This window comes from Micrococcus sp. HSID17227, assembly GCF_003989405.1.
Lineage (GTDB): Bacteria > Actinomycetota > Actinomycetes > Actinomycetales > Micrococcaceae > Micrococcus > Micrococcus luteus.
Genome location: NZ_RBLN01000015.1, coordinates 1 through 21413, shown reverse-complemented (window position 1 = coordinate 21413; position 21413 = coordinate 1). Strand labels below are relative to the sequence as shown.

The window sequence follows — 21413 nt, the reverse complement described above, 5'->3', positions numbered from 1 at the left end:
AGGGGCGGAGGGTTCGGCCGACGCCGATGCGGAGGGGGCCGCAGGAGCGGGGGCGGGCTGTTCGGCGGGCTGGCTCGGCGCCGCCGGTGCGGGGGCCGGCTGGGCGTCCGTGCCGGTCTGCGCCGGGGCGGGTGCCTGCTGGGAGGGGGACGGTGTCGCGGAGGTGGAGCCGGCGCCGGTGGGGCCGTCGGGCAGCTCCACGGTCCAGCCGGTCATGATGAGGTCGGGATCGGTGAGGGTCTGGCCGTCGGCCTGGGGCGTGGAGCGCATCTGCTCGGCGAGCTCGCCCCACCGGCTGCCCTGGCCCAGCTCGTCCCGGGCGATGCCCCAGAGCGTGTCTCCCTCCTGCACGGTGTAGGTCCGCTCCCCCGCGGCGGCCGGGGTGTCCTGGGTGGTCTGGCCCTCCTGGGCCATGGCGACGGCGGCGGGAGCGGAGGCGGTGTCCTGTGGGGTCAGGGCGAGGGCGGGGCTGCCACCGCCGAGAGCGAGCACGGCGGCGATCAGCGCGCCGGCCAGGGCCTGCTGCGGGCGCAGCGCTCCGCCCAGGTTGGGGGTCTCGACGCGGCGGATGAGGCTGATCACCTCGACCACGAGCGAGTAGACGAAGGAGGCCCAGAAGCCCCACGCGATCAGGGGCAGCACGGTGCCCATCAGGAACGTGCCGCCGAAGTCGATGCCGGTCAGGGCCTGCTGGAGCTCGGCAGTGCTGGGGATGGGGTTGCCGACCAGCAGGATCAGGGCGGCGGGGATGCCGACCACCAGGGCGGTCAGGGCCAGCAGGGCCGCAAGGCCTTTAAGGGTGCGCATGGGGCGTGTCTCCGCTCGCGTGGGTAGAGGTCTTCACGGGGTAGAAGGCTGGGGCGGTCCCCCGATGTCCCTTCTAAGTTGATCTGAGGTCAGTTTAGGCGGTGAGGTGGGCCGCCTCAAGGCTGTCACGCTCCGCGCCACCTTGCCGGAACAGCATCCGCATGGCCGCCAGGGCCGCGATTCGAGCCGGAGACTCCACTCCCGCGGCCGCCGCGCGCGCTCGCGCATCCGCCTGGCGATCCCGGTGCATCGCCTCGCGCGCCGCCTCCGCCCGCTCACGAGCTCGGGCAGAGGCTGAGGCGAGCACGAGCCCGCCGGGGTCCTTCCAGTGCTCCAGGCGCCACCGCAGGTAGCCGCGAGCTCGAGCGGTGTCCTGGCCGGCGTCCAGGCTGTGGAGCCGGTGCGCGCCCTGGGGGGTGTGGTCCAGGGCGTGGAGAAGGTCGGCCGGGGTCCAGCCGGCCTCGAGGAAGGGACGGATCAGCGAGCGGACGTCCCGGGCCGAGAGCACGCGCAGACCCAGAGCGCGATCCTGGACGGTGCGGGCGGCGGCCAGCTGCTGACGACGGGTGGCCACTGCGCGGTTGCAGGGCCAGAGCTCGACGAGTCCGCGGTCGCGCGCGTGCGTGGTTCCTCTACGAGTTCTAGTAAGTGAATCCTCTAGCGAGGAAGGGTGCCAGTTTTTCTCCACAGCCCCACGGATCCGACGCTGACCTGCACGCTCCCGTGCTTCGGCCGCGGCGTCGGCACGGTGCCTGGCGAGGATCTTCTCCACGTCCAGGTGGGCGGTGCAGCACAGCACGTAGACCGCCGCCTCGTTGATCCGCTTGCCACGCTCGTCCGGGGTCGCGTAGGCGGCAGAGCGTCCGGCGGCGACGCGTCCGATCACCCCGTGTCGCATCAGCCAGGCGATGGCCGCGGTCACCGTCGAGGCGCTCCGGCCGATCATCTTCGCCAGGCGCTTGTGCCCGGGACGGGAGATCATCTTCGACCAGTCCGCGCAGGCCGCCAGCGCACCCACCAGAGATTCCATCAGCCGCCGACGGATCCGGGAGAGGTCCTGCCAGGCAGGTAGTGCCCGCAGGGCGGGAACGGCGTCGCCCAGGTGCTCCAGACGCCGGGAGCCGGCGGGCACCGCGGCCAAGATCACGTCGATGTCGCCCTCCCGGGCACGCGAGGGCCGGCGCCAGTTCTGACGACACGGATTCGTGATCCGACCCCGCACGGGCCGGGCTGGTTTCTGGCGATGGCGCAGCAGTCGGGCGAGGGTGGACTCCCCCAGGCACGGCGCCGAGGACACGGCCGACGGGAGGGGGGACGTGTCGCGGAGAGGGATTTTGGGTAGACTTGGGCACGACAAGAGCGACGTACCTCCTTCCAGGGAGGGACAGAGCCGGATCCCTTGGCGGGGATCCACCCGAGATCGAGAGCTTCACTGGCGAGTGAGAAGCAGCTCTCGAACAACTGAAATCTTCAGACCGGCACCCTTGGCGGGGTGCTAGTCGCAAGAAGGCGGTTCCGTTGGCGCGGGGCCGCCTTCTTGCATGCTCAGGCGATCTTCACGTCGAAGGCCTCCTGTCCGTTCGACTCGGGGACCTCGTTGGCGTCGAGGTCGGCCAGGATCAGGGATGCGACGTAGTCGGTGACGGTCTCGCCCCGGTAGTCCACGCGGGCGTGCAGTTTCTGCTCGTAGGACCGGGGGAGCTTGGTGGTCACGCTGAAGCGGTCTCCCTTGGACGGGCGACCGCCAGTGCGCCTGGTGGGGCGAGGGTTCGACGAGGGCGTGCGCATGGTCACAGAGTATCCCAATCCGATTCGTCCGAGTCCGTGTCTGGAAACAACACGCCGGGGCAGACCAAAGGTCTGCCCCGGCGATTGCTCACGGCCGGACGTTCAGGGCGTGGAACTCCCCGATTCGCACGTCCTGCGACGAGCGCGTCACGGTCTCGATTACCCCGGACTGGTCCTGGGCCGTCCACTCCACAGACCACGCCGTGATCGCCGTGACCGTGTAGGTCGGGTTCGACATCTTCATGTACGTGTGCCCGCAGTCCGGGGACTCCTCCTTGCCGAAGCGGTCCTCATACGGCGTGCCCGGCCCGTCGCAGATCACCTGCGTACCGTCGCCCATATCCCAGGTAACGCGCACCGGCCGCGCCGTGGCCTGCACCGCAACCCCGTTCATGTCCTTGCTGACCGTGTACGGCCCCCACGCCCGCGGATTTTCCGTGTTCTCCACCCACATCCACGCGGGCAGGCCGACCGCTCCGGTGCCGTCCTCCTGCACGGAGTACGGCACCATGCCGATCTCGATCCCCTCGAGCTGCATCTGCGTCACGAGCTCACGTGCCGCCTGTTCCGCATCCGCCGCTCCTGCCGCGGACGGCCGCTCCCACCAGCGCTGGGGGTAGTTCCTGAAGACGTCGGTTGCGCTTTGCCACTCGGGCACGCATTCCTCCCACGCGCCGCGAGACGGGTCCTTGCCGTCAGGAGGCGGCGGCTGGTTCTCCATGAGGCGCCACATGCAGTTCTTGGCCGGGTCGATGTTCTGGTCGCAATCCCCACGTTCGTGCGTCCAGCCCGCCTGGCAGTAGTTCGACGTTGGTTCGCTCTCCCCGGGCCCCACGACGGGTTGCGTCAGATCGCCGCCACCAGGGCTTCCCGGCTTCTCCCCCCGCACCGTGCAAGCGCCGAATCGGCACTCGGCGTCGCCGGCGGCACTGGCTACGGGAGGGGCAACGACCGCCGCCATCATCATGGCCACCGCCGCCAGCAGAGCACTGCCCAGACAGGTGACTGGTCGCATCTGCATCAGCATGACTTCGGATTCCCCTTCTCGTCTCGCATCACGTCTCGAGTAGCAACCTTCCAGGAGCTGTCGTCGTCCTGCCAGGTCACGATGTACGTGGTCTGATAGCGCAGCGCCGATCCAGAAGAGACAGGCTTGCCATTCTTGTCCTTCACGGAAACGGAGGTGTTGTCCTCACACACCAGCAGCTGGGCGTTGGAGTGAGGGACCTGCTTGCCCTCCACGTTGCTAGTCCCCCCGATGATCGCTTCCAGCAGTTCGACTCGAGACTTTCCCGTGTAAGTCTCACCGGATGACTCGATGGCCTTCAGCTGCTCGAGGTCCTGACTGAGGTAGGGGTCCCGAGCCGCGAGACCCAGCAGCTCCCCATCCACAGAGTTCTGCTTCAAGAAGTGGTCGTTGATGGCGTAGTACAACTGCAAAGCCTTGAAGCCGTGCTCCTTCGCCATCTCATCATTCGTCGGCCGGTCGGACGTCACCGCAGCGAACGTCGAAGCCTTGCTGCTAGAGCTTGCACTCCCAGCTGACGAAGATGCCTCGCTTGCGGACGACGGCACGTCCTGGATCGGCTCCAGCGAGGACTGCGAGGCGCTCGCGGACGTGGAATCGCCGCTCGGCTGGCCGCCGCCGTTGCAGCCGGTGAGCGTGAGCGCCAGAGCCAGGACGGCTCCGGTGCATGCGGTGGTCTTGGTGACGCGGCTCATGGTGTCTCCTTGCGGTCAGCGGGTGTTCGAGTGGATCTGGGCGGTGCCCTGGCCGTGGCCGGTCAGGACGCCGGTGGGGATGAAGCGTGGGGTGTAGGGGACGTCGACGTCCACAGTGACCTTGGTGGGGGTGACGTTGACGGTGCCGGTGGCTCCGGCTTCGGCGATCATCCCCTGGGCGGCGCGCGCGGCGGCCGCTCTGTCCAGGGTGATGTCCTCGCCGCGGGCGGCTCCGGCCGTGGTGCCAGCGTTGGCGCCGGCGCGGGCGGCCTGGTGGGCGATGGTGACGGCCTCCTCGGAGGCGCGCACCTTGCCGTTCCAGTCGATGCCGATGCCGAAGCCGACGAGCACGATGATGGGGACGAGCATCAGGACCAGCAGGGAGGACTCTCCGTGCTCGCGGCCGAGCCAGGCGCGGAAGCGGGCGATCATGCTCAGCCCCTCTCTCGATAGGTGTCCACGGGGGACGTGGCGTCGGCGGTGATGGTCCAGGACCCGGGAGTGCCGGGGATGGCTAGGTCGGAGAGCGGCACCGTGCAGGTGATGGTGGCGGAGACGGACCCGGGGATGCCGGGGGCGTTGCGCAGGGCGGAGGTGTCCAGCGTGATGTTCTGGGAGCCGCATGTGAAGTCGGTCTGGTCCAGGGTCATGCGGGCGGACTGGCGCGCATTGGACTCGGCCTGGCCGGGGTTGCGGGCCAGGGTGGCCTCGCGGGCGGCGACGCCGGCCGCCGACTCGATGGAGGTCTGTGCTGCTCCGATGCGGCCGCCCATGACGGCGATGGCGATGAGCAGCCCGATGGCCGGAGCCACGATGAGCAGCCCGACGCCGGACTCGCCGCGCTCATCACGCAGCCAGGCCAGGGACGTGTCGCGGAGGTTCACTTGACCACCCTCTCGACGGGCCCGGTCACGGACCGGGAGACGGACGGGCTGATCCACTGCCCGGTGTAGGCCGGCGCGGTGCCGGTGACGGTGACGGTCATCCGCTCCCCGGTGGTGCTGATGTTCACGGAGGCGCCCTGGAGGGTGCCGGAGTGCTGGGAGATGACCTGCTGGGCGGCCGCCTGGCCCTCGGCGCTCGAGCCGCCCATGACTCGGGAAGTTGCGTAGGCCGCGTTGGCCGCGGACTGGGCCACGGTCGAGGCCTGGTAGTAGGCGCCGGCCTGGGGGACGAGGAACACGAGCAGGAGGGCCACCGGCACGATCAGCAGCGAGGCGATGTTCGAGGAACCCGTCTCGTTGCGTGCATGGGCCTCGAGGTGCGCTCGAAGCGGTGCCGTGATGTTCATGGTGACCCCCCCTGCTCGTGGTGTTCCGTCCCTGGCTGGTCTAGTCAGCCCAGCTCGCCGACCTTGTTGGTGGCGAAGGTGTTGATGCCGGCCCAGACCAGGGCGGCCAGCACGACGGCGGCGAGCACGCCGAGGATGATCTCGATGGTCTCGGCGCCGGTCTCGTCCTTGTGCTTGTCCTGGATCCAGGCGCGGAGGATCAGGTACTGCTGCATCAGCTTGTTCATGGTGAGTCCCCTCGTGTGGTGGAGATGGCCTCGGGACGGTCCCGATGCGGGTGGGTGGGTGGATGGGAGATCACGATCTCTGGGAGGAGCTCGCGCGTCTCACGCGCTCATCAGCGTCAGCATCAGAGGGGTGAGGACGATTAGCGTGAACATCAACGCGATGAACATGATGATGTTCTTCATGCGGCCGGAAGCCTCATTCTCACGGGCTGCCTCGGCGTTGAGCATCCGCACGCGCATGTTGCGACCCAGCGCGCGCAAAGGCTCGTAGACGCTGGCCCCATTGTCTCCGCTCAGGCGCATGATGCGGGCGGCATCGGTGAGCTCGGGGACGTGGAGCTGCGTGGCCAGGGTCTCCAGGGCGGTCCAGGGCTGGACCTTGGTGAAGCGAGCCCGGACCAGTTCCTGACGGATCCGCTGGAAAGCCCAGGTGTCGCCGATGGCGGCTGCGTTTTCCAGAGCCACCGTGGGCTGGGCGTTGCGGCCGCGCTCAGAGGCCAGCAGCTCGACGAATACCGCGACCGCGCGTGCGAAGTCAGTGCGTGCCTTGGTCGCTCGCTTGCGGGCGGCCGAGTCAGGTGCCAGCCAGGCGACGGCGGCGACGAGCAGGCTGATCAGCAGGGACAGCCACAGCGGCAGGGAGTAGAGCACCTGTGCGGCCACGCTCAGGGCGAGGCAGACCACGAACACGAGTGTGGCGCCGTAGATCTTGGCCCAGGTGTGGCGGCTGCGGGTGGTGCCCAGGATGTCCAGGTCGGCGTCGGTGAGGCCGTTGACCAGGGCCGGCGGCAGCGTGCGCATCGTCCACTGCGAGGCCCGCTCCTGCCAAGAGAGCGCGCCGCCTCCGGAGGTGCTGGTCACGGTGCCGTCGAAGGCCGCCGCGCGCAGGCGCGGACGCTGGGGCAGCAGGGGCCAGATCAGCGCGGTCGCGGCCAGGCCGAACAGCATGCCGGCGATGATGATCATCATCATGACGAGCTCCTAGCGGTCAGCAGGCGGACCTGCGGCGGCGGGGCTACCACGCGGGTCATCCAGATGATGAGCCCTGCGGTGACCAGAGCCAAGACGAGGTAGAGCGCCTGGCCCAGCGGGGTCTGGTAGGCGGCCATGGGCCCGCCCATTCCGGGGACCAGGCACAGGGAAATCACCACGATGGTGATCACGATGCGGGCCTCACGGCGGGCGCCGGCGCGGTCGGCGTAGATGGCCCGGCGCTTGGAGACCTCTTCCTCCACGGAGGTGGAGAGGTCGTCCAGGGAGTTCGCCAGGCCCTGGCCGCGCTGATTGGCGGCCAGGATCAGCTGCATGACGACCAGGTCGCCGGTCTGGTCTCCCCATTCCAGGCCCAGGCGCTTGAGGGCGTCTGCGGTAGGCCAGCCGGCCTTGATGCGGGCATTCATCGTGGCGATCTCGTCCCGGATCAGGTCGCCGGCGTTGGGCATGGAAGCGGCCAGTGCGGTCTCCAGGGAGGTTCCTGCGACGATCAGGCCGGAGAGCGAGCGCGTCCACATCTCCATCTGCGCCAGCTTCTCGATCTGGGCCGATCCCCCGCCGGAGCCGAAGGCCAAGCGCAGGAGGATGACGGCGCCGGGCAGGGCGACGAGGTAGACGAGCAGGCCGGTGAACAGCGCAATGAAGAAGCCCGCGGCGGCGGCGATGCCCACCATGATCCACGTGTTGCGGTCCATGCGGCGGCCGAGTTCCTTGAGGGCGGTGAGCCAGCGCGGATCGGGTGCAGGGGCCTTGGGAGGGGCGGGCCAGAGCCAGTTCACGGCAGCCATGCCCAGGCCGAGGATGCCCAGGGCAAAGCTCAGAGGGAGCAGGAGCGAGCTCATCGGGCACCTCCGGCCAGGCGCAGCAGGTCGAAGCCGGTGCGCTCGAGATCGTTGCGCAGGCGGTTGTCCACGGGAGGGGCCACGGGCACGGCGTTCTCGTCGCCGGGACCCATGCGGAACAGGTCGGCCACCGAAATGCCCTTGTCGGTGTCGCCGGGCAGCACCTCGGAGATCGAGATGATCTTGCGCTTCACCGAACCATCGGGCTGAGGCACCTTGCGCATCTGCACGACGACGTCGATGTGGTAGCCCAGCTGGCGAGCCATGTAGGTCTCGGAGAACTCGTTCATGCCCAGGCCGACCAGACGGCGCACGGCCTCCTCGCCGGAGTAGGCGTGGACGGTGCAGTAAGTTCCCGCGCCGGTCTGCATCGCGGAGATCATCGCGCCGATCTCCGAACCGCGGACCTCGCCGACCAGGATGCGTGCGGAGTTCAGACGCAGGGCCTTCTCCATGGCCATGGTCAACGTGTACTCGCCGATGGTGCTGCCGTCGGCGGCGCGCTCGCCCGATCCGGGGCGAGCCTGAAGCTCGATCGGCGGGACCAGGCGAGAGTCGAGCCGGTCCAGGTGCAGCTCGCGCTCCTTCTCGATGGTCACGATCTGCTCCAGCGGGCCGATCTTCTCCGCCAGGGCGCGCATCAGGGTCGTCTTGCCGTCGCCGCCGAAGCCGCTGATGACGATCGTCTTGCCGGCCTGCACGAGCGCCGTGAGGAACTCGGCGGCCAGGGGGCTCAGGGTGCCGTTGTCGACCAGCTGCTCCAGGGTGATGTTCACCAGCCGATGGATGCGGAATACGGCGGTGGGCCGCGTGGAGACCGGGCGGGCGGTGGCGGCCAGACGGACCGAGCCCATCAGGTCCATGTCCAGGTCGGGGTGGGCCGCAGAGAAGGGGCGGGACTCCTCCCCCGCGTTCGCGGCGAGGAACTGGAGCTCGGCCATCATCTGCTCATCGGTCTCGAAGACGGGCGGGCGGCGCTCCATGCTGCCGCCGGTCTTCTCCACCCAGACGTGGTCGGAACCGATCATGTGGATGTTCTCCACCCCGGGCTCGTCCACGAGTGCCTGGAATCGGCCCAGACGGAACATCGCATCGAAGGTGGCCTGGCGCAGTGCCGCCTGCTCTTCGGCAGTCCATGCGGCGTCGCGGCCGCCGGTCTGCACGTTCTCACGCATCTGCTCGATGATCGCGCGGTCGATGTGCCGCCAGCCCATGGCGTGCAGCTCGCTCTCGGGCAGGTCGATGCGGTCGGCGGTCTCCTCGGCGTGCCAGTCCACGGCCTTGGCGCGCAGCACGTCGACGATCGACCAGAAGCCCGTCAGCTCCGTGGTGTTGCTCGGCCGGGTCGGGGCGCTCTGCTCGGCCTGCGGTGCCGGCTCGGGCACAGCAGTCAGCGGCCGGGACAGACCGGGCAGCTCAGCGGAATCGGTGGGAGACGGGGTAGTGCCCAGCGGGCGAGCCAGGTGAGCGCCGGCGGAGGCGGGGATCAGGGACGGCCGGGCCGGCTTGGCCGGGGTGCTCTCGGTCAGGAACGGGAGGTTGAGCAGGTCCAGGGACATGTCGGGGGTCTGATCCTTCATCGCTGCTCTCCTCCGGTCTCGGTGGGCATGTCCGCCTCGATGAGCTGGCGGCGGGCCATCAGCGCGTCCGCGAGGGAGGCGTTGGCGGCACCGATGGCCCGCGTGTAGGAACGCAGCCTCCAGGACGTCGCCTGGGCGCCCCCGCCGAAGTGAGCGCCGGCTTCCGGGCTCTGGGGAAGGCGTCCACGCACCGGCAGGCCCAGCACCTTGGAGATGTCCTTGGAGGGGAACTCCTGGGCTCGATCTTCGACCACGAGCAGGGAGGACGTGTCCACTGCCCCCGCGGTGGCGCGGGCCTCCAGCACGGCCGGCAGATAGGCACGCGCCGCGGCCACGGAGACCAGGTCGCTGCGCACCACGACGCTCAGGTGGTCGCTGTCGCGCCAGAGCGCCTCCCGGCCGTGGGCGTTCTCGGAGCGGCCAGCGTCGACGATCACGTCGATGTCCTGGCCGGAGACGGCGCGCAGAGCCATCATCAACTCCGGCCAGAGGCCCCGCATGGATCGCGCGGCCAGCGGCTCGGACATGGCGGGCAGGAGCCAGCGGGAAGGCTGGCCAGCGTCCTGGCCCGTTCCCAGGTCGACGGCGTAGTCCCAGATGTCCTGCTCCGTCAGGGCCTGTCGCATGGAGTTGTGGGCGATGCCCATCAGGCCGCTGTCGGCCGGCATGCTGCCCTGCAACCACCCGGCGAGCACGGATGAGGGCTTGCTGACGTCGGCCTCCACGAGCAGCACAGGGCGCGGCCACTGCAACGTCATGGCCACGGCCGTGGTGCTCACCCCCGGGCTGACGCCGAAGGCCGCAAGGGTCAGGATGCTCACTTCTGCGCTCCCTGCATGATCACGCTGGCGGTGCCGGCGGCACCCCAGGTGGCGACCTTCTGGGCGTCGGCCTGCTTCACGCGCAGATCCACGGTGGTCTTCCCGCTGTTCTGGTCATGGTGGCTGGCCTCGATCACGGCCGCGACGGGGTCGTGATTCTGGTTCTCGTCACCGGCCTTGGTGTTCTGGTTGCCCGGGGTGAAGAGGACCTGGACGTGATCTCCTGCGGCCATTTCCCGGGCAGGCAGGCGCCCGACCTCCAGAGCCAGGCCCACCAGCGATTCGCCGTCCTCCACACCCAAGGACGTTGCCGTGGACGTGCGCGTGATGGTGCTGCCCGGCTGGAGGTCGGTCGTGGCCACCTGCCCCTGGATCTGCTGGGCCTCGGTCGCGGGGACCAGCACGCTGGGGTCGCCAGCCACGCGCACGGACGAGAGCATGGAGGACTCGATCTTCTGCCCTCGCTCCACGGGAGCGTTCACCACCAGGTAGGGCTTGGCCTCGTTGGCCTGGGTCCCCACGAACGCGCCGAGGCCGCCCAGGGCAGCCAGGGCGACGGCGACAGCCACACCGCCCACGCGGCGCTTGGCCACCGGCGTCGGCGCAGGACGGCCCACGGGAGCCGCCGCGCTGGAGCCGGCCTCGCTGACGCGCGGGTTCTCGGTGGGGGTCACCTTGGGCGACCGCTTTCTCAGAGCCACCTTGGCCTGCCTTTCTCGCTACTGAGGGGACTGCACGGGGAGCGTATCAAACCTGCCAGCCGTAATGGCAGGTTGCTTGGTCCTTCACCAGACATAAAGCCCGGACCGCCCCCTCATGTCCCTCTGTACGGTAGACATTTCTGCATGAGCGCCCCCGCATCCCCCCTCGACACGGCCGTCGTCGCGTTCAACTCCACGCTGCGCATGCGCATCCTCGTGTTGATCGCCCGCTCCCCCGGCCTCGGCGCCCACGACCTCGCCACGTCCCTGGACATCCCCCGCGCAACCCTCTCCCTGAACCTGCGCACCCTCGAGGAGGCCGGCCTGCTGACCTCCAGCGACACCTCCGAAGCGCGCCGGGGCCGACGCCTGACCTACCGCCTCAACCGGGAGGCCTACAGCGCGATGATCGAGGCCCTGGGCGCGATCGTCGAGCGGTGACCTCATGCCATACCGGCACCACATTAGGAGTGCCGTTCATGCCATAACACCGCCGTATGCGGGCCAGTCCCCAACCGTCCGCTACACCAGTTGCATGCCATAACACTTCGGGAAATCTCTCGGTATTTCCCGAGAGATGCAGTAGGCTGAAGGAGTCAGATCACAGGGAACCTAGGAGGTCCTCATGTCCACCCCTGCGCGCTCATACGCCATCCCAGGCGTCCTGGCGGTCGCCAACGGCAAGGGCGGTACCGGCAAGACGTCGCTGGTCGCCAACCTCTCCGGTCTGGCCGCGGCCGCCGGCATCCGCACCCTCACCATCGACCTGGATCCCCAGGGCAACCTCTCCCCCGACCTCGGTCTAGAGAAGTCGGACGGAATCGAGCTGCGTCGAGCCCTCGAAGATGGGGCGCCGCTGCCGATCTCCACGGATCCCATGCGCCCAGGCCTGGGCGTCGTTCGCGGCGGCCCTCGTTTGGCCGACATCATCAGCCTGCTGGTGGCACGCGGCTACGACGCCCCGCCCCTCGGGGCTCTTCTGCACCGGAGCCTGAGCCAGGTCATGGAGGAGTGGGACCTGGTCGTCATCGACACGCCCCCGGGAGACCGCGCCCTGGTCGAGGCCGCCTTCAGTGTCGCCGAGGGCGTGGTCATCGTCTCCAAGACGGATCTGCGCTCCCTCGACGGCGTCGCTGTGACGGCCGAGCGCTTCCAGGCCGTTCACGAGACCACGAACCCCGACGTGCAGCTGTTGGGCCTGGCGCTGTTCGACGTGGAGGCGCGCGCCGTGAAGATCGAGCGAGAGGCCCGCCAGGCGCTCGAGCAGATGCTCCAGGGGCTGGCCTTCGACGAGGCCGTCTTCACCGCCCGTATTCGGCACGCCGCCGGCGCCGCCCAGGACCTGCGCAAGAGCGGACGTCTGGTGCACGAGCTCGAGAGCGATGTGGCCCGCGCTCACCGAGAGCGCTTCGCGCGCATCAAGGCCGGTGAAGCCTCGACCTTCCATGCGTCGACCATGGATGGCCTGGCAGGGGACTACGCCGCACTGGCCCAGGAGATTCTGGGACGCCTGAGCGCCCTGGGCCAGGACGAGGAGGAGGATGCCTGAGATGGAGACCCCCAATCGAGCAGACGGACTCGGCGCTGTGTTCAACGCGCGTGGCCGGGGCAAGAAGAAGCCGACGGAGAAGGTCGACTCTGTGCCATACGCCATGCCAGAAACCACACCAGATGTCACACCGGAATCCACGCAGGACACCACACCGGAAACGGTGCCTGTCGCCACGCGGGAGACCGCACCGGAACTGATGCCAGACGTGAGGCGCTCGGTCCCGCAGGAAGGCGCGCAGGTGGTCGAGCTGGACCGTGTGGACGTCCCCGAAGAGGAAGAGCTGGTCGTGCGCAACACGGCCGTCTACCTCCCCGTCCCGGTCCTGGATCGGTTGCGGACCGCGGCCGCCAAGCGGCATCGGACCTACACGGACCTGCTGATCGACGCGTTCGACGAGCTCAGCGACGATCAGCTCTTGGCGGCCTGCGGGCACAAGCCGCGTGCGGACGGGGGGATGCCGCGTGGGCGCCGAGGTGCCGCGCGCGGCCAGGGGGGCGTGCAGGTGCAGCTGCGCCTGGATCAGGAGCAGCGGGGTTGGCTGGATGAGCAGGTGGCCCGTCTAGGCGCCCCCTCCCGGAGCGCCATGGTCGCCTCGGTGTACGACGCCTGGCTGCCGAAGAGCTGAGCCCCCCTGCGTGGTGTATCAGCCCACGCGCAGGTGCCGGGGGCGCTGGTGGGCTGCCTGCGGGACGTGGGTGGCGGAGGGGTGCAGGCGCAGGCCGGAGTCCACCACGGCCACCTTCGCCTGGGGGTAGATCAGCTTCACGGGCTCGAGGTTCTTCAAGAAGGCGGCCTTGAACTGGCGCGGCTGAGCGTACTGGGCGCCGAACTGGGTCTCCAGCTGGCGCCAGGAGACGGTGGTGGTGCGCTGGAGCGTGGACATCCTGTAGGAGAGCCAGACGTAGAGGTCCATGCGCATGGGGGAGCCGCCCAGGGCTGCCAGGGCGGAGGAGAGGACCGGGACGGGGGAGCGCATGACCTCCTCGAAGTAGGGCTCGCTGAGCTCGATGCGCGCGTGGTCGGCCCCACGCTGGTACGTGAGCTCGTAGCGGTGGGCCACGTGCATGTTCTGGCCGCTGAGGGTGCGCCGGCCGGGCGTCTCGCTGCTGGTCTCGATGATGATCGAGGTCGTGCTGAGCCGGTGGAGCTGGTCCATCACACGGCGCTGATTCGCCCCGGAGGGGTAGGTGCCGACGCTGGAGAGGAACGCGCGCAGGGAGGGGCCGGGGTCCAGGTGGCGGGAGCGGGTGCGCACGGCCTCGGTGGACATCCAGGTGAGCAGGGAGCGGGCCAGGACGCCGAAGGGGAAGCCAGCCGGGCCGGGGGAGAGCGTCAGGGTGGTGTCTCCGTTGCGTCGGCTCCAGTGGGGGACCGTGGCTCCGGGGTCGCGGTAGGGCAGGCTCAGCTGGGCCCAGATGCGGGTGGAGAAGGCGACCTCGCCGGGGTTCTGCTCGATCTCCTCGCTGAGCTCGAGCAGCCGCAGGCGCCTGGGCGAGAGGGCCGGGCGCGTGGCCGCGTCGATGGAGGTGATGTCCGGCGTGTGGTTCATGGCTGAGGTGACCTTTCGGACCCGATGACGGGTGGGCGTGGAGGGGACGGAGCGGGTGTGGAGAACTGCGGTCGCCGGGGAGTTATCCACGTGCATCTTGTGACGGGGGCTCATAGTCGGCGGAGTGGACGCAGATTGGGGGCGAAATCGGCGGGATCAAGCCGATCGCGTGTGTGCATCTTGTGACGGTGTGCCGGTCGGGCCGGAGGTTATCCACGTGCATCTTGTGACGGCCAGTGTGTGCATCTTGTGACAGCCACCCCGTCAGAATCGGCATGATTGCAACGATTTTGGAAGGTCCCCATGTAGTAAAACCACATGTATTCCTCCTGTAGTGGGGGGCGGTTTCGCTGTGCATCCGTGGATAGCCGTTCGGTGAGGTGGTCGCGGTCTGGGGTTCAGGCGGCCGGGGCCTGCTCCATGAGGGCCGCGTAGTCGGGAGCCAGCTCGCTGCGCTCCAGGGCGTAGTCCTTCACGGCCTGGGTCAGGCGAGTGCGCAGGACGTTGATGCGCTTGCACAGGCCGCGGCCGCTGTAGCCGTACTCGTCGCTCAGGGCTGCGCGCTCGGCCTCGTCGGCCAGCTGGTAGCGCAGGAAGACCGCGGCATCGCGGCTGGAGAAGACGGCGTTGTCTCGAGCCCAGGCGATCAGGGCGCACAGGTCCCGGGTGGCACGGCCGTTGTCGGCGGCCTCATCGTCGGCCGGCTCCTCGGCCAGCTGCGGCAGCCAGGAGGGCAGGGCCTGGACGTCGGACTGGCCGTCGTAGAGCTTGCGCTCGAGCAGGGAGTCCTTGAGCACGTCCATGGCGAGGTTGCCGATGCACGAGCCGGCCCGGTGCAGGGAGGGCCTGCGGATCCACTTCCACGCTGCGGCGATGACGGCGGCGGAGACCTCCTCGCGGGCGGAGTGGTCTCCGTGCATGGCGGCCATGCGCATGCGGGTGTGACGGCCGGCGATCAGGGTGAAGCGAGGCAGCATCAGCTGGAGGACGGCGCGGGCGCAGTCCTCGTCGCCGACCGCGGCCTGCTCGAGCAGGCCGCGCATGATCTGCTCACGGACCTCCACGGTGCTGCGGGCCACCGTCTGGACGAGCTCGATGCCGGTCTGAGCGCCGTGAGGCCAGGGGTGGGAGGTCTCGGCGTAGCGCACGGCCCACTCGGCGTTCAGGCGGTCGATCACGGTCGGGGCGTAGGTGGTGGTGCTCATCGGACTCGGTCCCTCCATCAGTGGTGTCCGGGCGTCCCGGACGGGTCACTGACCAGCCAAACGAGCAGGTCGGGAAACGAATCTGGATCTGGATCTGGATCTGCCGATCGTCTGGATTTCCAGAACCTGGACCGCAGGAGATCGGCGGAATCATGCGGATGTGGGGGAGGGGAGGAGAAAAAGTTCCCGCACGGGAGGGACATCGGATCCCGCGGGTGGCCTTTAGTCCGGTGAGAGATCGCCCGTCCAAGGAGCCCCCGAGATGTCCGAGCAGACCCCCGAGATCGTGACCGATGAGCAGCTGGCCAGCTTCGTGCGTGAGGCCCAGACCATGCGGGAGGCCGAGACCGTCCTGGAGGCGGGTCTGGCGGACCTGTGTGCGCGGCCGTTCGACCCGGCCAGCCAGGAGGAGATGCGTCGCCTCCTGGACTCCGACCAGCTGCGCGAGGCCACCCTCATCGCCCGGCGGATGGGAGGGCAGGATCGGTGAAACTGCTCTCTCGCAAGAAGAAGACCGAGCCCGCCGCGGAGGCGCCGGAGCAGAACAGCCCGACGCCGGCCAAGTCCAAGGTGAACAGCCTGGCCTCCCGGGTCCTGCTCTACGGGTTCTACGGGGCGATGTTGCTGTGCCTGGGCCTGTCCGGCCTGGCCGTGGTGCTGGCCGCTTCGACGGCCTCCCAGCCGGCGCCGACGGTGGAGGTGCCCGACACGTCCACAGCCGAGGGCGTGGCGACGTCCTACGTTTCGGCGTGGCTGCGTGCCACCCGCGATGACCAGAGCCTGCTGGAGCCTTACATCGGTGGCACGAAGATCCCCCAGCTGCCCGTGGAGCCGCTGGGCGTGCGCGACGTCGCCGTGGCCGGCGTCCAGCGCGGCCAGGACCCGAGCATCACCTCCGTGACCGTCGCCGCCCACGTGGAGCAGCGCTCCGGGGCGCCGAGCGCTCCGCAGGGAGCGGAGGCGACCAAGAGCCTGTCCCTGCTGGAGCAGGCGACCGCCTCGCCGACGTCCTCTGCCTCGCCGTCGCCGTCCCCGTCCGCGGCCAGTCCGTCTCCGGCGGCCGCGGCCACCACCAAGCCGGTCCCCTACACGCTGCGGTACTACCAAGTGGCCGTTCACGAGCAGGCCCCCGGCCAGTTGCAGGTCATCGGCTACCCCACCCCGGTGCCGGGGCCGGCTCATGGAGACCCCGTCACCCTGAACTACTCCCATCGGGTCGGCCCGGACACCGACCTGGGGAAGATGCTCGACGGCTTCCTCCAGGCCTACGGTGCCGGCCGCTCGGATGTCTCCCGCTTCCTGGCTCCCGGCTACAAGCTCGCCGCCATCGACCCCGCCCCCTACACCCGCCTGTTCATCCAGGAGATCCGCACCGATCAGGCCCTGGACTCCGTCCAGCTTGGCGCCCCGGTGCGCGCCCTGATCCAGGCGGAGGCAGAGCTGCCCGATGAGCGCAACTCGCGTATGGGCGTGACGGTGCCGGTCACCGTGACCTTCCGCGACGGCCGATGGGAGGTGACCTCTCTCGACCCGGCCCCCCTGATCGACACCTCAGCCCCTCAGTCCACCCCGACCCACTGACCCCTCATCTCTGAAAGGGAGACCTCGTGAACGTCTTCACCCCGTACCTCCACTCTTCCCTCACGCTCGGCGCCAACTTCTTCACCTCGATCAACAACCTGATCTCCCAGGCCCAGGTCGTGCTCAACGCGCTGATCATCTTCCTGGGCGTGGTGATCTTCCTGATCGGCTCGGCCCGCGGCAAGTGGACCCTGCCGGCGATCCTGCTCTCCGCTCTGGCCGGCGGCCTGTTCATCTGGGGCGGCGTGGCCGGCGTCCAGTGGGCCGCGGACTCCGCCGGCACGACCATCAAGTGATCGGCCAGGAGTAAGCCATGACCGAGACCGGACGGTTCTACAGCAGCATCCGCCGCATCCCCACCACGCTCTACCGGCTGCCCGACGGCACCCGCGTGCCCGGGGGCCCCTACACGCTCGTGCAGGGCGTGGGCGGGGCGATCACGGTGGCGCTGCTGTGGGCCGTCCGGGGGTCCTGGTCCACCGGCTTCGACCTGCTCGACTTCGCCGGCGCCCTGGCCGCTGGCTTGGCGGTCACCTGGCTGCTGCGCTTCGCCCCGGACAACCTCCACGAGCTGGGCCTGGTCATCACCGGAGCCTTCCTGGCCTGGTCCAAGCCGCCCCACGGGCATTACCGCGGCGAGACGTTCGCCCCCAAGAAGGCTCCCGCAGGGATGCCCGAGAAGCCTTCCAGTCCCACCGCTCCCGCCCGCGCGATGGCCACCGACGAACCGCAGGGCGAGCCCGCGCCGACGTACCGGCCGATGGGCACCTCCTCCGTGGCACGCCTCCTCCAGCAGAGCACGACCGAGAACAAGGACACCCAGCGATGAAGAACTCCCTCCTGTACCTGCGCGAGAACCTCATGTGGACCTCCACGGGCACGGTGTGGGCGATGTGGCGCGTGCACGGGCTGCCCTACGGCTTCGGTAAGGGCGAGCACAAGGAGCGGGCCATGCTCGCCCACCAGGCCCTCTTCCAGGGCCTGCGCGGTGAGGCCATGCTCATGGGCCTGTGCGCCGAGCTCGACCCCGCCGTCGTCGTCGAGCGCATGCTCGACGGTGTCGACCTGGAGCAGTGCCCTAACTACCTCGAGGAGGTCGAGCTCTCTTTGGACGAGCTCGAGACGATCCCCGTGGGTGAGCGAGCCTACTGGCTGGCCGTGCCGCTGCCGTCCAAGTCGATCACCGACCGCCTCCAGACCCTGATCCGCTCCGTCGACGGCAAGCTGCGCGAGCAGCTGGCCCTGCCCACCTGGCGACCCACGGAGGCGGAGATCCAGGCTCTGGGGCGCACGGCCGAGCACATCGGCCGGGCCATCCCCGCCGCCTTCAAGGCTGTCCCCTCCTCTCCGGCCGAGGTCGCCTGGATCTACGCGCACTCCCAGAGCCGGGGCCTGGGATCGGATCCCACCGCGCCCGCTGGCGGAGAGGACGTGCAGGCGTTCACCTCCGGGGCGAGCATTCCCGAGCCGCTCGTGGACGAGGGCGGCCAGTCCGACGTCAGCGCCAAGGAACGGCTGAACCCCTTCGGCCGCCGGTACGTGAAGATCGCCTCCGAGACCACCGCAGGACAGGCCTCGTACCAGGTGGTGATGGCCCTGACCGCCGGCCCCCGCGAGGGCTTCACCTTCCCCGACGACGAGTACGTCTCCTACATCGACTCCCTCAGCGTCAACGCGGACTGGATCATGCGCATGAACGTGCTGCCGGCCAAGCGCGCCGCCGCCCGGAACAAGCGTGCCGAGGAGAAGCTCAACGAGGAGTACAACCAGCAGGAGGGCGACTCCCACGCGATCACCGGCGGATCCACCCGCCTGGACGCGATCGCCGAGGACCTCAAGGCCTACCACGCCGCACTGAACTCCTCAGAGGCCGAGGTCTCCGTCGACGTCGCGGTGATGTTCATCGTCGGCGCCGAGACCCCCGAACAGGCCCAGGACCAGGCCCAGATGATCCAGGCGGCCTACTCGGCGCGCGACTTCAAGGTGATCACGCCCCTGGGCTACCAGGAGTCGCTGTGGTGGGCGTGCCTGCCAGGCACGCCGGCCTCCTCCGTGGTGAAGAAGCTCGAGCTGCTGGTCACCGGCCGGCACCTGGCCTTCGGCGTGCCCCTGGTGACCGACGCGCTGGGCACCCGCGCCGGATTCCGGCTGGGCACGAACATCTCCTCCTCGCGCCGCAGCCCGGTGTTCATGAACATCGGCGGCCTCATGGAGGCCGACATGTCCGGCTCGTTCGCCGTCACCGGCGAGAACGGCTCCGGCAAGTCCACCCTGCTGAAGATCGTGGCCGGCAACGTCTTCGACCGCGGAGGCCAGATCGTGGCCATCGACCGCTCCGACAACACCGAGTGGGCGGCCCTGGGTCGACTGCTCACCGAGCGCGAAGGCTCCCAGCCCACCGTCGTCGAGCTCGGCGACACCCGCTGGTCGATCGACCCCCTGCGCCTGTTCCCGGGCAAGGTCGCCGCGCGCGTGACCCGCTCCCTGGTCTCCGTGCTGCTGGGCTTCGGCTCGAACTCCGCCGAGGGCCGGCTGCTCGGCCAGCTGCTGCACCCCGACTACGCGGAGGAGCATCAGATCACCTCCATGGGGTCCCTGGTAGCCCACCTGCTCTCCGGCCAGGGCTTGGCGGGGGAGGAGCCGGAACAGACCCGCGCGATCGCGTTCGGCCTCCAGAACGTGCAGTCCACCGAGTTCGGGCCCCTGCTCTTCGACGAGTCCCTGCCAACCCTGGACCTGTCCTCGCGCTTCCTCACCTTCTGCACCCGCGGCGTGGAGCTGCCCCGACGCCACGAGCTGGAGTCCGCCGCGCTGAAGGCGGAGCTGCCGGTGGAGAAGGTCATCGGCCGCGCCCTCTATGCCCTGATCGTGGCCATCAGCCGCGTCGTGCTCTACGCCGACGACTCCATCGAGTCGCTGATGATCGTCGACGAGGCCCACCACGCCACCGGCTCCCCGGAGACCGAGCTGGAGCTGTCCAACGTGGTCCGCTACGGCCGCAAGCACAAGGCCGCCGTGGCGTTGGGCTCGCATGACGCGTCAACGGACTTCGGATCCCAGCAGCTCCAGGCGCTGATCCCCGTGCGCATCGTCTGCCGTTCCCGCGACTCCAAGATGGCCCAGCGCAACCTCGACTGGATGGCCGACATGGGGCAGGACGAGTGGGTCGAGCTGGTCACCTCCGGGCTCTCCCCCCTGGACGACAACGAGGAGGTGGCCCCCGAGCGCCGCGGTGAGGCGCTGATGCGTGACGCCTACGGAAACGTCGCCAAGATCAAGGTGCTTCCTCCGCTCTCGCCGGCCCGCTTCAAGGCCGTGATGAGCTCCCCGCCCAAGCGCGGAGCCTCCACCGAGACCACCAAGGAGCTGGTGCACGCATGAGCGCACGCGGATGGATGCGACGAGCTGGCGTCAGCGCCGCCGTGCTGCTGACCATGCTCTGGGCCGCCCCGGCCGCCTCTGCGGCCCCGGCAACCCCGGCGCAGTCGGGGGTGATGGGCCTGGAGGAGTGGTCCCAGCAGATCACCGACTCCTCCGGTGTGCCCATCTCCAAGTACGAGGCACTGCCCCTGGACCACGGCGCCGGCGGCATTGACATCAACCCCGCCCGCGACGCGCTGGTCTCCGTGCTCGACCTCTTCTGGGGCCTGCACTACATGTGCGTGACCACGTGCATGTGGCTGCTGCACACCCTGCTCAGCTTCCAGTGGGTCTCCTGGTTCTCCGGCCCGATGGAGGTCCTCGGCCAGAACTTCGGGCAGCTGGTCGCGCAGATCCACTGGATCCCGCTGGCGGCAATGATCTCCGGCACGACCATCGGCCTGCTGTTCTTCATGCGCAAGCGCGGCGCGGCCTGGGGGGAGATGTTCGTCTCCGTGATGATGGTCGTGGTCGCCACGAACATCGCGCTGAACCCGGTCGCCTACATCACCGGCCCGGACGGCGTCCTCCAGACCTCCCAGCAGACCGCGGCGCAGATCGCCGTGGAGGCCACCGGCGGCAAGGGCGCGATGGACGGCGGCGCGGACGCCTCCTCGGCCCTGGGCCAGTCCGTGATGGCCGACCTGACGGACGCGATGCTGCGCGGCCCCTCCCAGGCCGTCGCCTTCGGCCAGTTGCTCGAGGGCGGCTGCGCCAGCACCTTCACCGAGACGATGAAGGCCGCGGACCCCATGGACGTGAAGTCCAAGTCCGTGATGGACCCGGTCAAGGGGTGCAGCGAGTCGGCCAAGAGCTGGTCCGAGTCGACCTCCTTCATCAAGGTCGCCCCCATGCTCATGACCAACCTGGGCTCGGCAGCCTTCGCCGTGCTCGTGGCCACCATGGCGGTGGTGCTGTTCCTGGCCGTGCTCACCGCCCTGTTCTACGGGGTCTACCAGGTGCTGGCCGTGATGATCTCGATCGTGCCGGGTACCTCCCGCAAGGAGTTCTTCGGCGCGTTCGTCGGCGTGATCGCCTGCGGCGTGGTCATCGTGGCCGCGATCGTGCTCGTGGCCGTGTCCCTGCGCCTGGTGGCCAACATGTTGCTGGCCACCGCAGCCCTCGGTGTGACCCTCCAGATGCTGTTGCTGGTGCTCATGCTGATCGCGCTGATCTGGCTGGTGCTGCGCGTGCGTCACGGGATCATGAAGAAGGGCGACCAGACCGCCCGCTGGCTCTCGCGCTTGGGCGCCGGCCAGGAGAAGAAGTCCAGCGTGCCGATGAAGTCGCTGGTGGGCATGGCCGGCACGGCCCTGGGCGGCTACAAGTTCGGA

General features: G+C 69.2%; 25 protein-coding genes. 9 read left to right on the top strand and 16 right to left on the bottom strand.

Features of this window, described 5'->3' with window-relative positions:
- From D8M29_RS02075 to D8M29_RS02015, 14 genes are all read right to left on the bottom strand, one after another.
- Positions 1-807: LysM peptidoglycan-binding domain-containing protein (locus D8M29_RS02075; protein WP_127445780.1), on the bottom strand; the 807-nt coding region annotated here is incomplete at its 3' end.
- Between the two features lie 94 nt (positions 808-901).
- Positions 902-1954 (bottom strand): hypothetical protein, encoded by a 1053-nt coding sequence (locus D8M29_RS02070; RefSeq protein ID WP_069941619.1) that lies wholly within the window; start codon positions 1952-1954, stop codon positions 902-904.
- A 398-nt stretch (positions 1955-2352) separates the two neighbouring features.
- On the bottom strand, positions 2353-2520 hold the full coding sequence (locus D8M29_RS13490) for a hypothetical protein (protein ID WP_031943856.1): 168 nt from the start codon (positions 2518-2520) through the stop codon (positions 2353-2355).
- Between the two features lie 163 nt (positions 2521-2683).
- Positions 2684-3622 (bottom strand): hypothetical protein, encoded by a 939-nt coding sequence (locus tag D8M29_RS02065; RefSeq protein WP_069941620.1) that lies wholly within the window; start codon positions 3620-3622, stop codon positions 2684-2686.
- The gene (locus D8M29_RS02060) at positions 3616-4317 is read right to left on the bottom strand and encodes a hypothetical protein (RefSeq protein WP_119218009.1); all 702 of its coding nucleotides are present in this window, start codon (positions 4315-4317) and stop codon (positions 3616-3618) included. The genes D8M29_RS02065 and D8M29_RS02060 overlap by 7 nt, the downstream gene beginning before the upstream one ends.
- Before the next feature lie 15 nt (positions 4318-4332).
- Positions 4333-4749 carry a hypothetical protein gene (locus D8M29_RS02055; RefSeq protein WP_049159529.1) on the bottom strand — a complete coding sequence of 139 codons (417 nt, stop codon included), beginning with the start codon at positions 4747-4749 and terminating at the stop codon, positions 4333-4335.
- Between the two features lie 2 nt (positions 4750-4751).
- Entirely contained in the window at positions 4752-5201 is a 450-nt protein-coding gene (locus tag D8M29_RS02050; RefSeq protein ID WP_031943860.1) for a TadE/TadG family type IV pilus assembly protein, read from the bottom strand.
- Positions 5198-5608, bottom strand: coding sequence for a hypothetical protein (locus D8M29_RS02045; protein ID WP_031943861.1), 411 nt, complete (start codon positions 5606-5608; stop codon positions 5198-5200). The genes D8M29_RS02050 and D8M29_RS02045 overlap by 4 nt, the downstream gene beginning before the upstream one ends.
- A 44-nt stretch (positions 5609-5652) precedes the next feature.
- Positions 5653-5835, bottom strand: coding sequence for a hypothetical protein (locus D8M29_RS02040; RefSeq protein ID WP_069941622.1), 183 nt, complete (start codon positions 5833-5835; stop codon positions 5653-5655).
- A gap of 99 nt (positions 5836-5934) precedes the next feature.
- Positions 5935-6807, bottom strand: a complete 873-nt coding sequence (locus D8M29_RS02035; RefSeq protein ID WP_031943863.1) for a hypothetical protein — start codon at positions 6805-6807, stop codon at positions 5935-5937.
- Entirely contained in the window at positions 6804-7670 is an 867-nt protein-coding gene (locus D8M29_RS02030; RefSeq protein ID WP_069941623.1) for a type II secretion system F family protein, read from the bottom strand. The genes D8M29_RS02035 and D8M29_RS02030 overlap by 4 nt, the downstream gene beginning before the upstream one ends.
- On the bottom strand, positions 7667-9250 hold the full coding sequence (locus D8M29_RS02025; protein WP_081339252.1) for a CpaF family protein: 1584 nt from the start codon (positions 9248-9250) through the stop codon (positions 7667-7669). The genes D8M29_RS02030 and D8M29_RS02025 overlap by 4 nt, the downstream gene beginning before the upstream one ends.
- Positions 9247-10071 carry a hypothetical protein gene (locus D8M29_RS02020; protein WP_031943866.1) on the bottom strand — a complete coding sequence of 275 codons (825 nt, stop codon included), beginning with the start codon at positions 10069-10071 and terminating at the stop codon, positions 9247-9249. The genes D8M29_RS02025 and D8M29_RS02020 overlap by 4 nt, the downstream gene beginning before the upstream one ends.
- Positions 10068-10772 (bottom strand): SAF domain-containing protein, encoded by a 705-nt coding sequence (locus tag D8M29_RS02015; protein WP_077272438.1) that lies wholly within the window; start codon positions 10770-10772, stop codon positions 10068-10070. Before D8M29_RS02015 ends, D8M29_RS02020 begins: the two co-directional genes overlap by 4 nt.
- A gap of 144 nt (positions 10773-10916) precedes the next feature.
- Between D8M29_RS02015 and D8M29_RS02010 the strand changes: the two genes are divergently transcribed.
- The 3 genes from D8M29_RS02010 (at position 10917) to D8M29_RS02000 (ending at position 12949) form a co-directional block, all read left to right on the top strand.
- Positions 10917-11213 carry a helix-turn-helix transcriptional regulator gene (locus tag D8M29_RS02010; protein ID WP_069941626.1) on the top strand — a complete coding sequence of 99 codons (297 nt, stop codon included), beginning with the start codon at positions 10917-10919 and terminating at the stop codon, positions 11211-11213.
- Between the two features lie 184 nt (positions 11214-11397).
- The gene (locus D8M29_RS02005; protein ID WP_061873039.1) at positions 11398-12321 is read left to right on the top strand and encodes a ParA family protein; all 924 of its coding nucleotides are present in this window, start codon (positions 11398-11400) and stop codon (positions 12319-12321) included.
- Position 12322: 1 nt separating this feature from the next.
- On the top strand, positions 12323-12949 hold the full coding sequence (locus D8M29_RS02000) for a hypothetical protein (RefSeq protein ID WP_069941627.1): 627 nt from the start codon (positions 12323-12325) through the stop codon (positions 12947-12949).
- A gap of 18 nt (positions 12950-12967) precedes the next feature.
- Here the strand turns inward: D8M29_RS02000 and D8M29_RS01995 are convergent, their stop codons facing one another.
- Together D8M29_RS01995 and D8M29_RS01990 are read right to left on the bottom strand one after the other, a co-directional pair.
- A complete protein-coding gene (locus D8M29_RS01995) occupies positions 12968-13873 on the bottom strand; it encodes a replication protein RepA (RefSeq protein ID WP_069941628.1) in 906 nt (301 codons plus the stop codon).
- A gap of 398 nt (positions 13874-14271) precedes the next feature.
- The gene (locus tag D8M29_RS01990; protein WP_069941629.1) at positions 14272-15078 is read right to left on the bottom strand and encodes a hypothetical protein; all 807 of its coding nucleotides are present in this window, start codon (positions 15076-15078) and stop codon (positions 14272-14274) included.
- A gap of 262 nt (positions 15079-15340) precedes the next feature.
- Between D8M29_RS01990 and D8M29_RS01985 the strand changes: the two genes are divergently transcribed.
- The 6 genes from D8M29_RS01985 to D8M29_RS01960 form a co-directional block, all read left to right on the top strand.
- Positions 15341-15568: a hypothetical protein gene (locus tag D8M29_RS01985; RefSeq protein WP_069941630.1), complete on the top strand. Its 228-nt coding sequence runs from the start codon at positions 15341-15343 to the stop codon at positions 15566-15568.
- Positions 15565-16659, top strand: a complete 1095-nt coding sequence (locus tag D8M29_RS01980) for a conjugal transfer protein (protein ID WP_127434998.1) — start codon at positions 15565-15567, stop codon at positions 16657-16659. Before D8M29_RS01985 ends, D8M29_RS01980 begins: the two co-directional genes overlap by 4 nt.
- Positions 16660-16685: 26 nt before the next feature.
- Positions 16686-16955, top strand: coding sequence for a hypothetical protein (locus D8M29_RS01975; protein ID WP_031943874.1), 270 nt, complete (start codon positions 16686-16688; stop codon positions 16953-16955).
- A 17-nt stretch (positions 16956-16972) separates the two neighbouring features.
- On the top strand, positions 16973-17488 hold the full coding sequence (locus D8M29_RS01970) for a hypothetical protein (RefSeq protein WP_069941632.1): 516 nt from the start codon (positions 16973-16975) through the stop codon (positions 17486-17488).
- The gene (locus D8M29_RS01965) at positions 17485-20040 is read left to right on the top strand and encodes an ATP-binding protein (protein ID WP_127434999.1); all 2556 of its coding nucleotides are present in this window, start codon (positions 17485-17487) and stop codon (positions 20038-20040) included. Before D8M29_RS01970 ends, D8M29_RS01965 begins: the two co-directional genes overlap by 4 nt.
- Positions 20037-21413, top strand: a 1377-nt coding sequence (locus tag D8M29_RS01960; RefSeq protein ID WP_148111510.1) for a hypothetical protein, incomplete at its 3' end; no start/stop codon positions are given. The genes D8M29_RS01965 and D8M29_RS01960, both read left to right, overlap by 4 nt.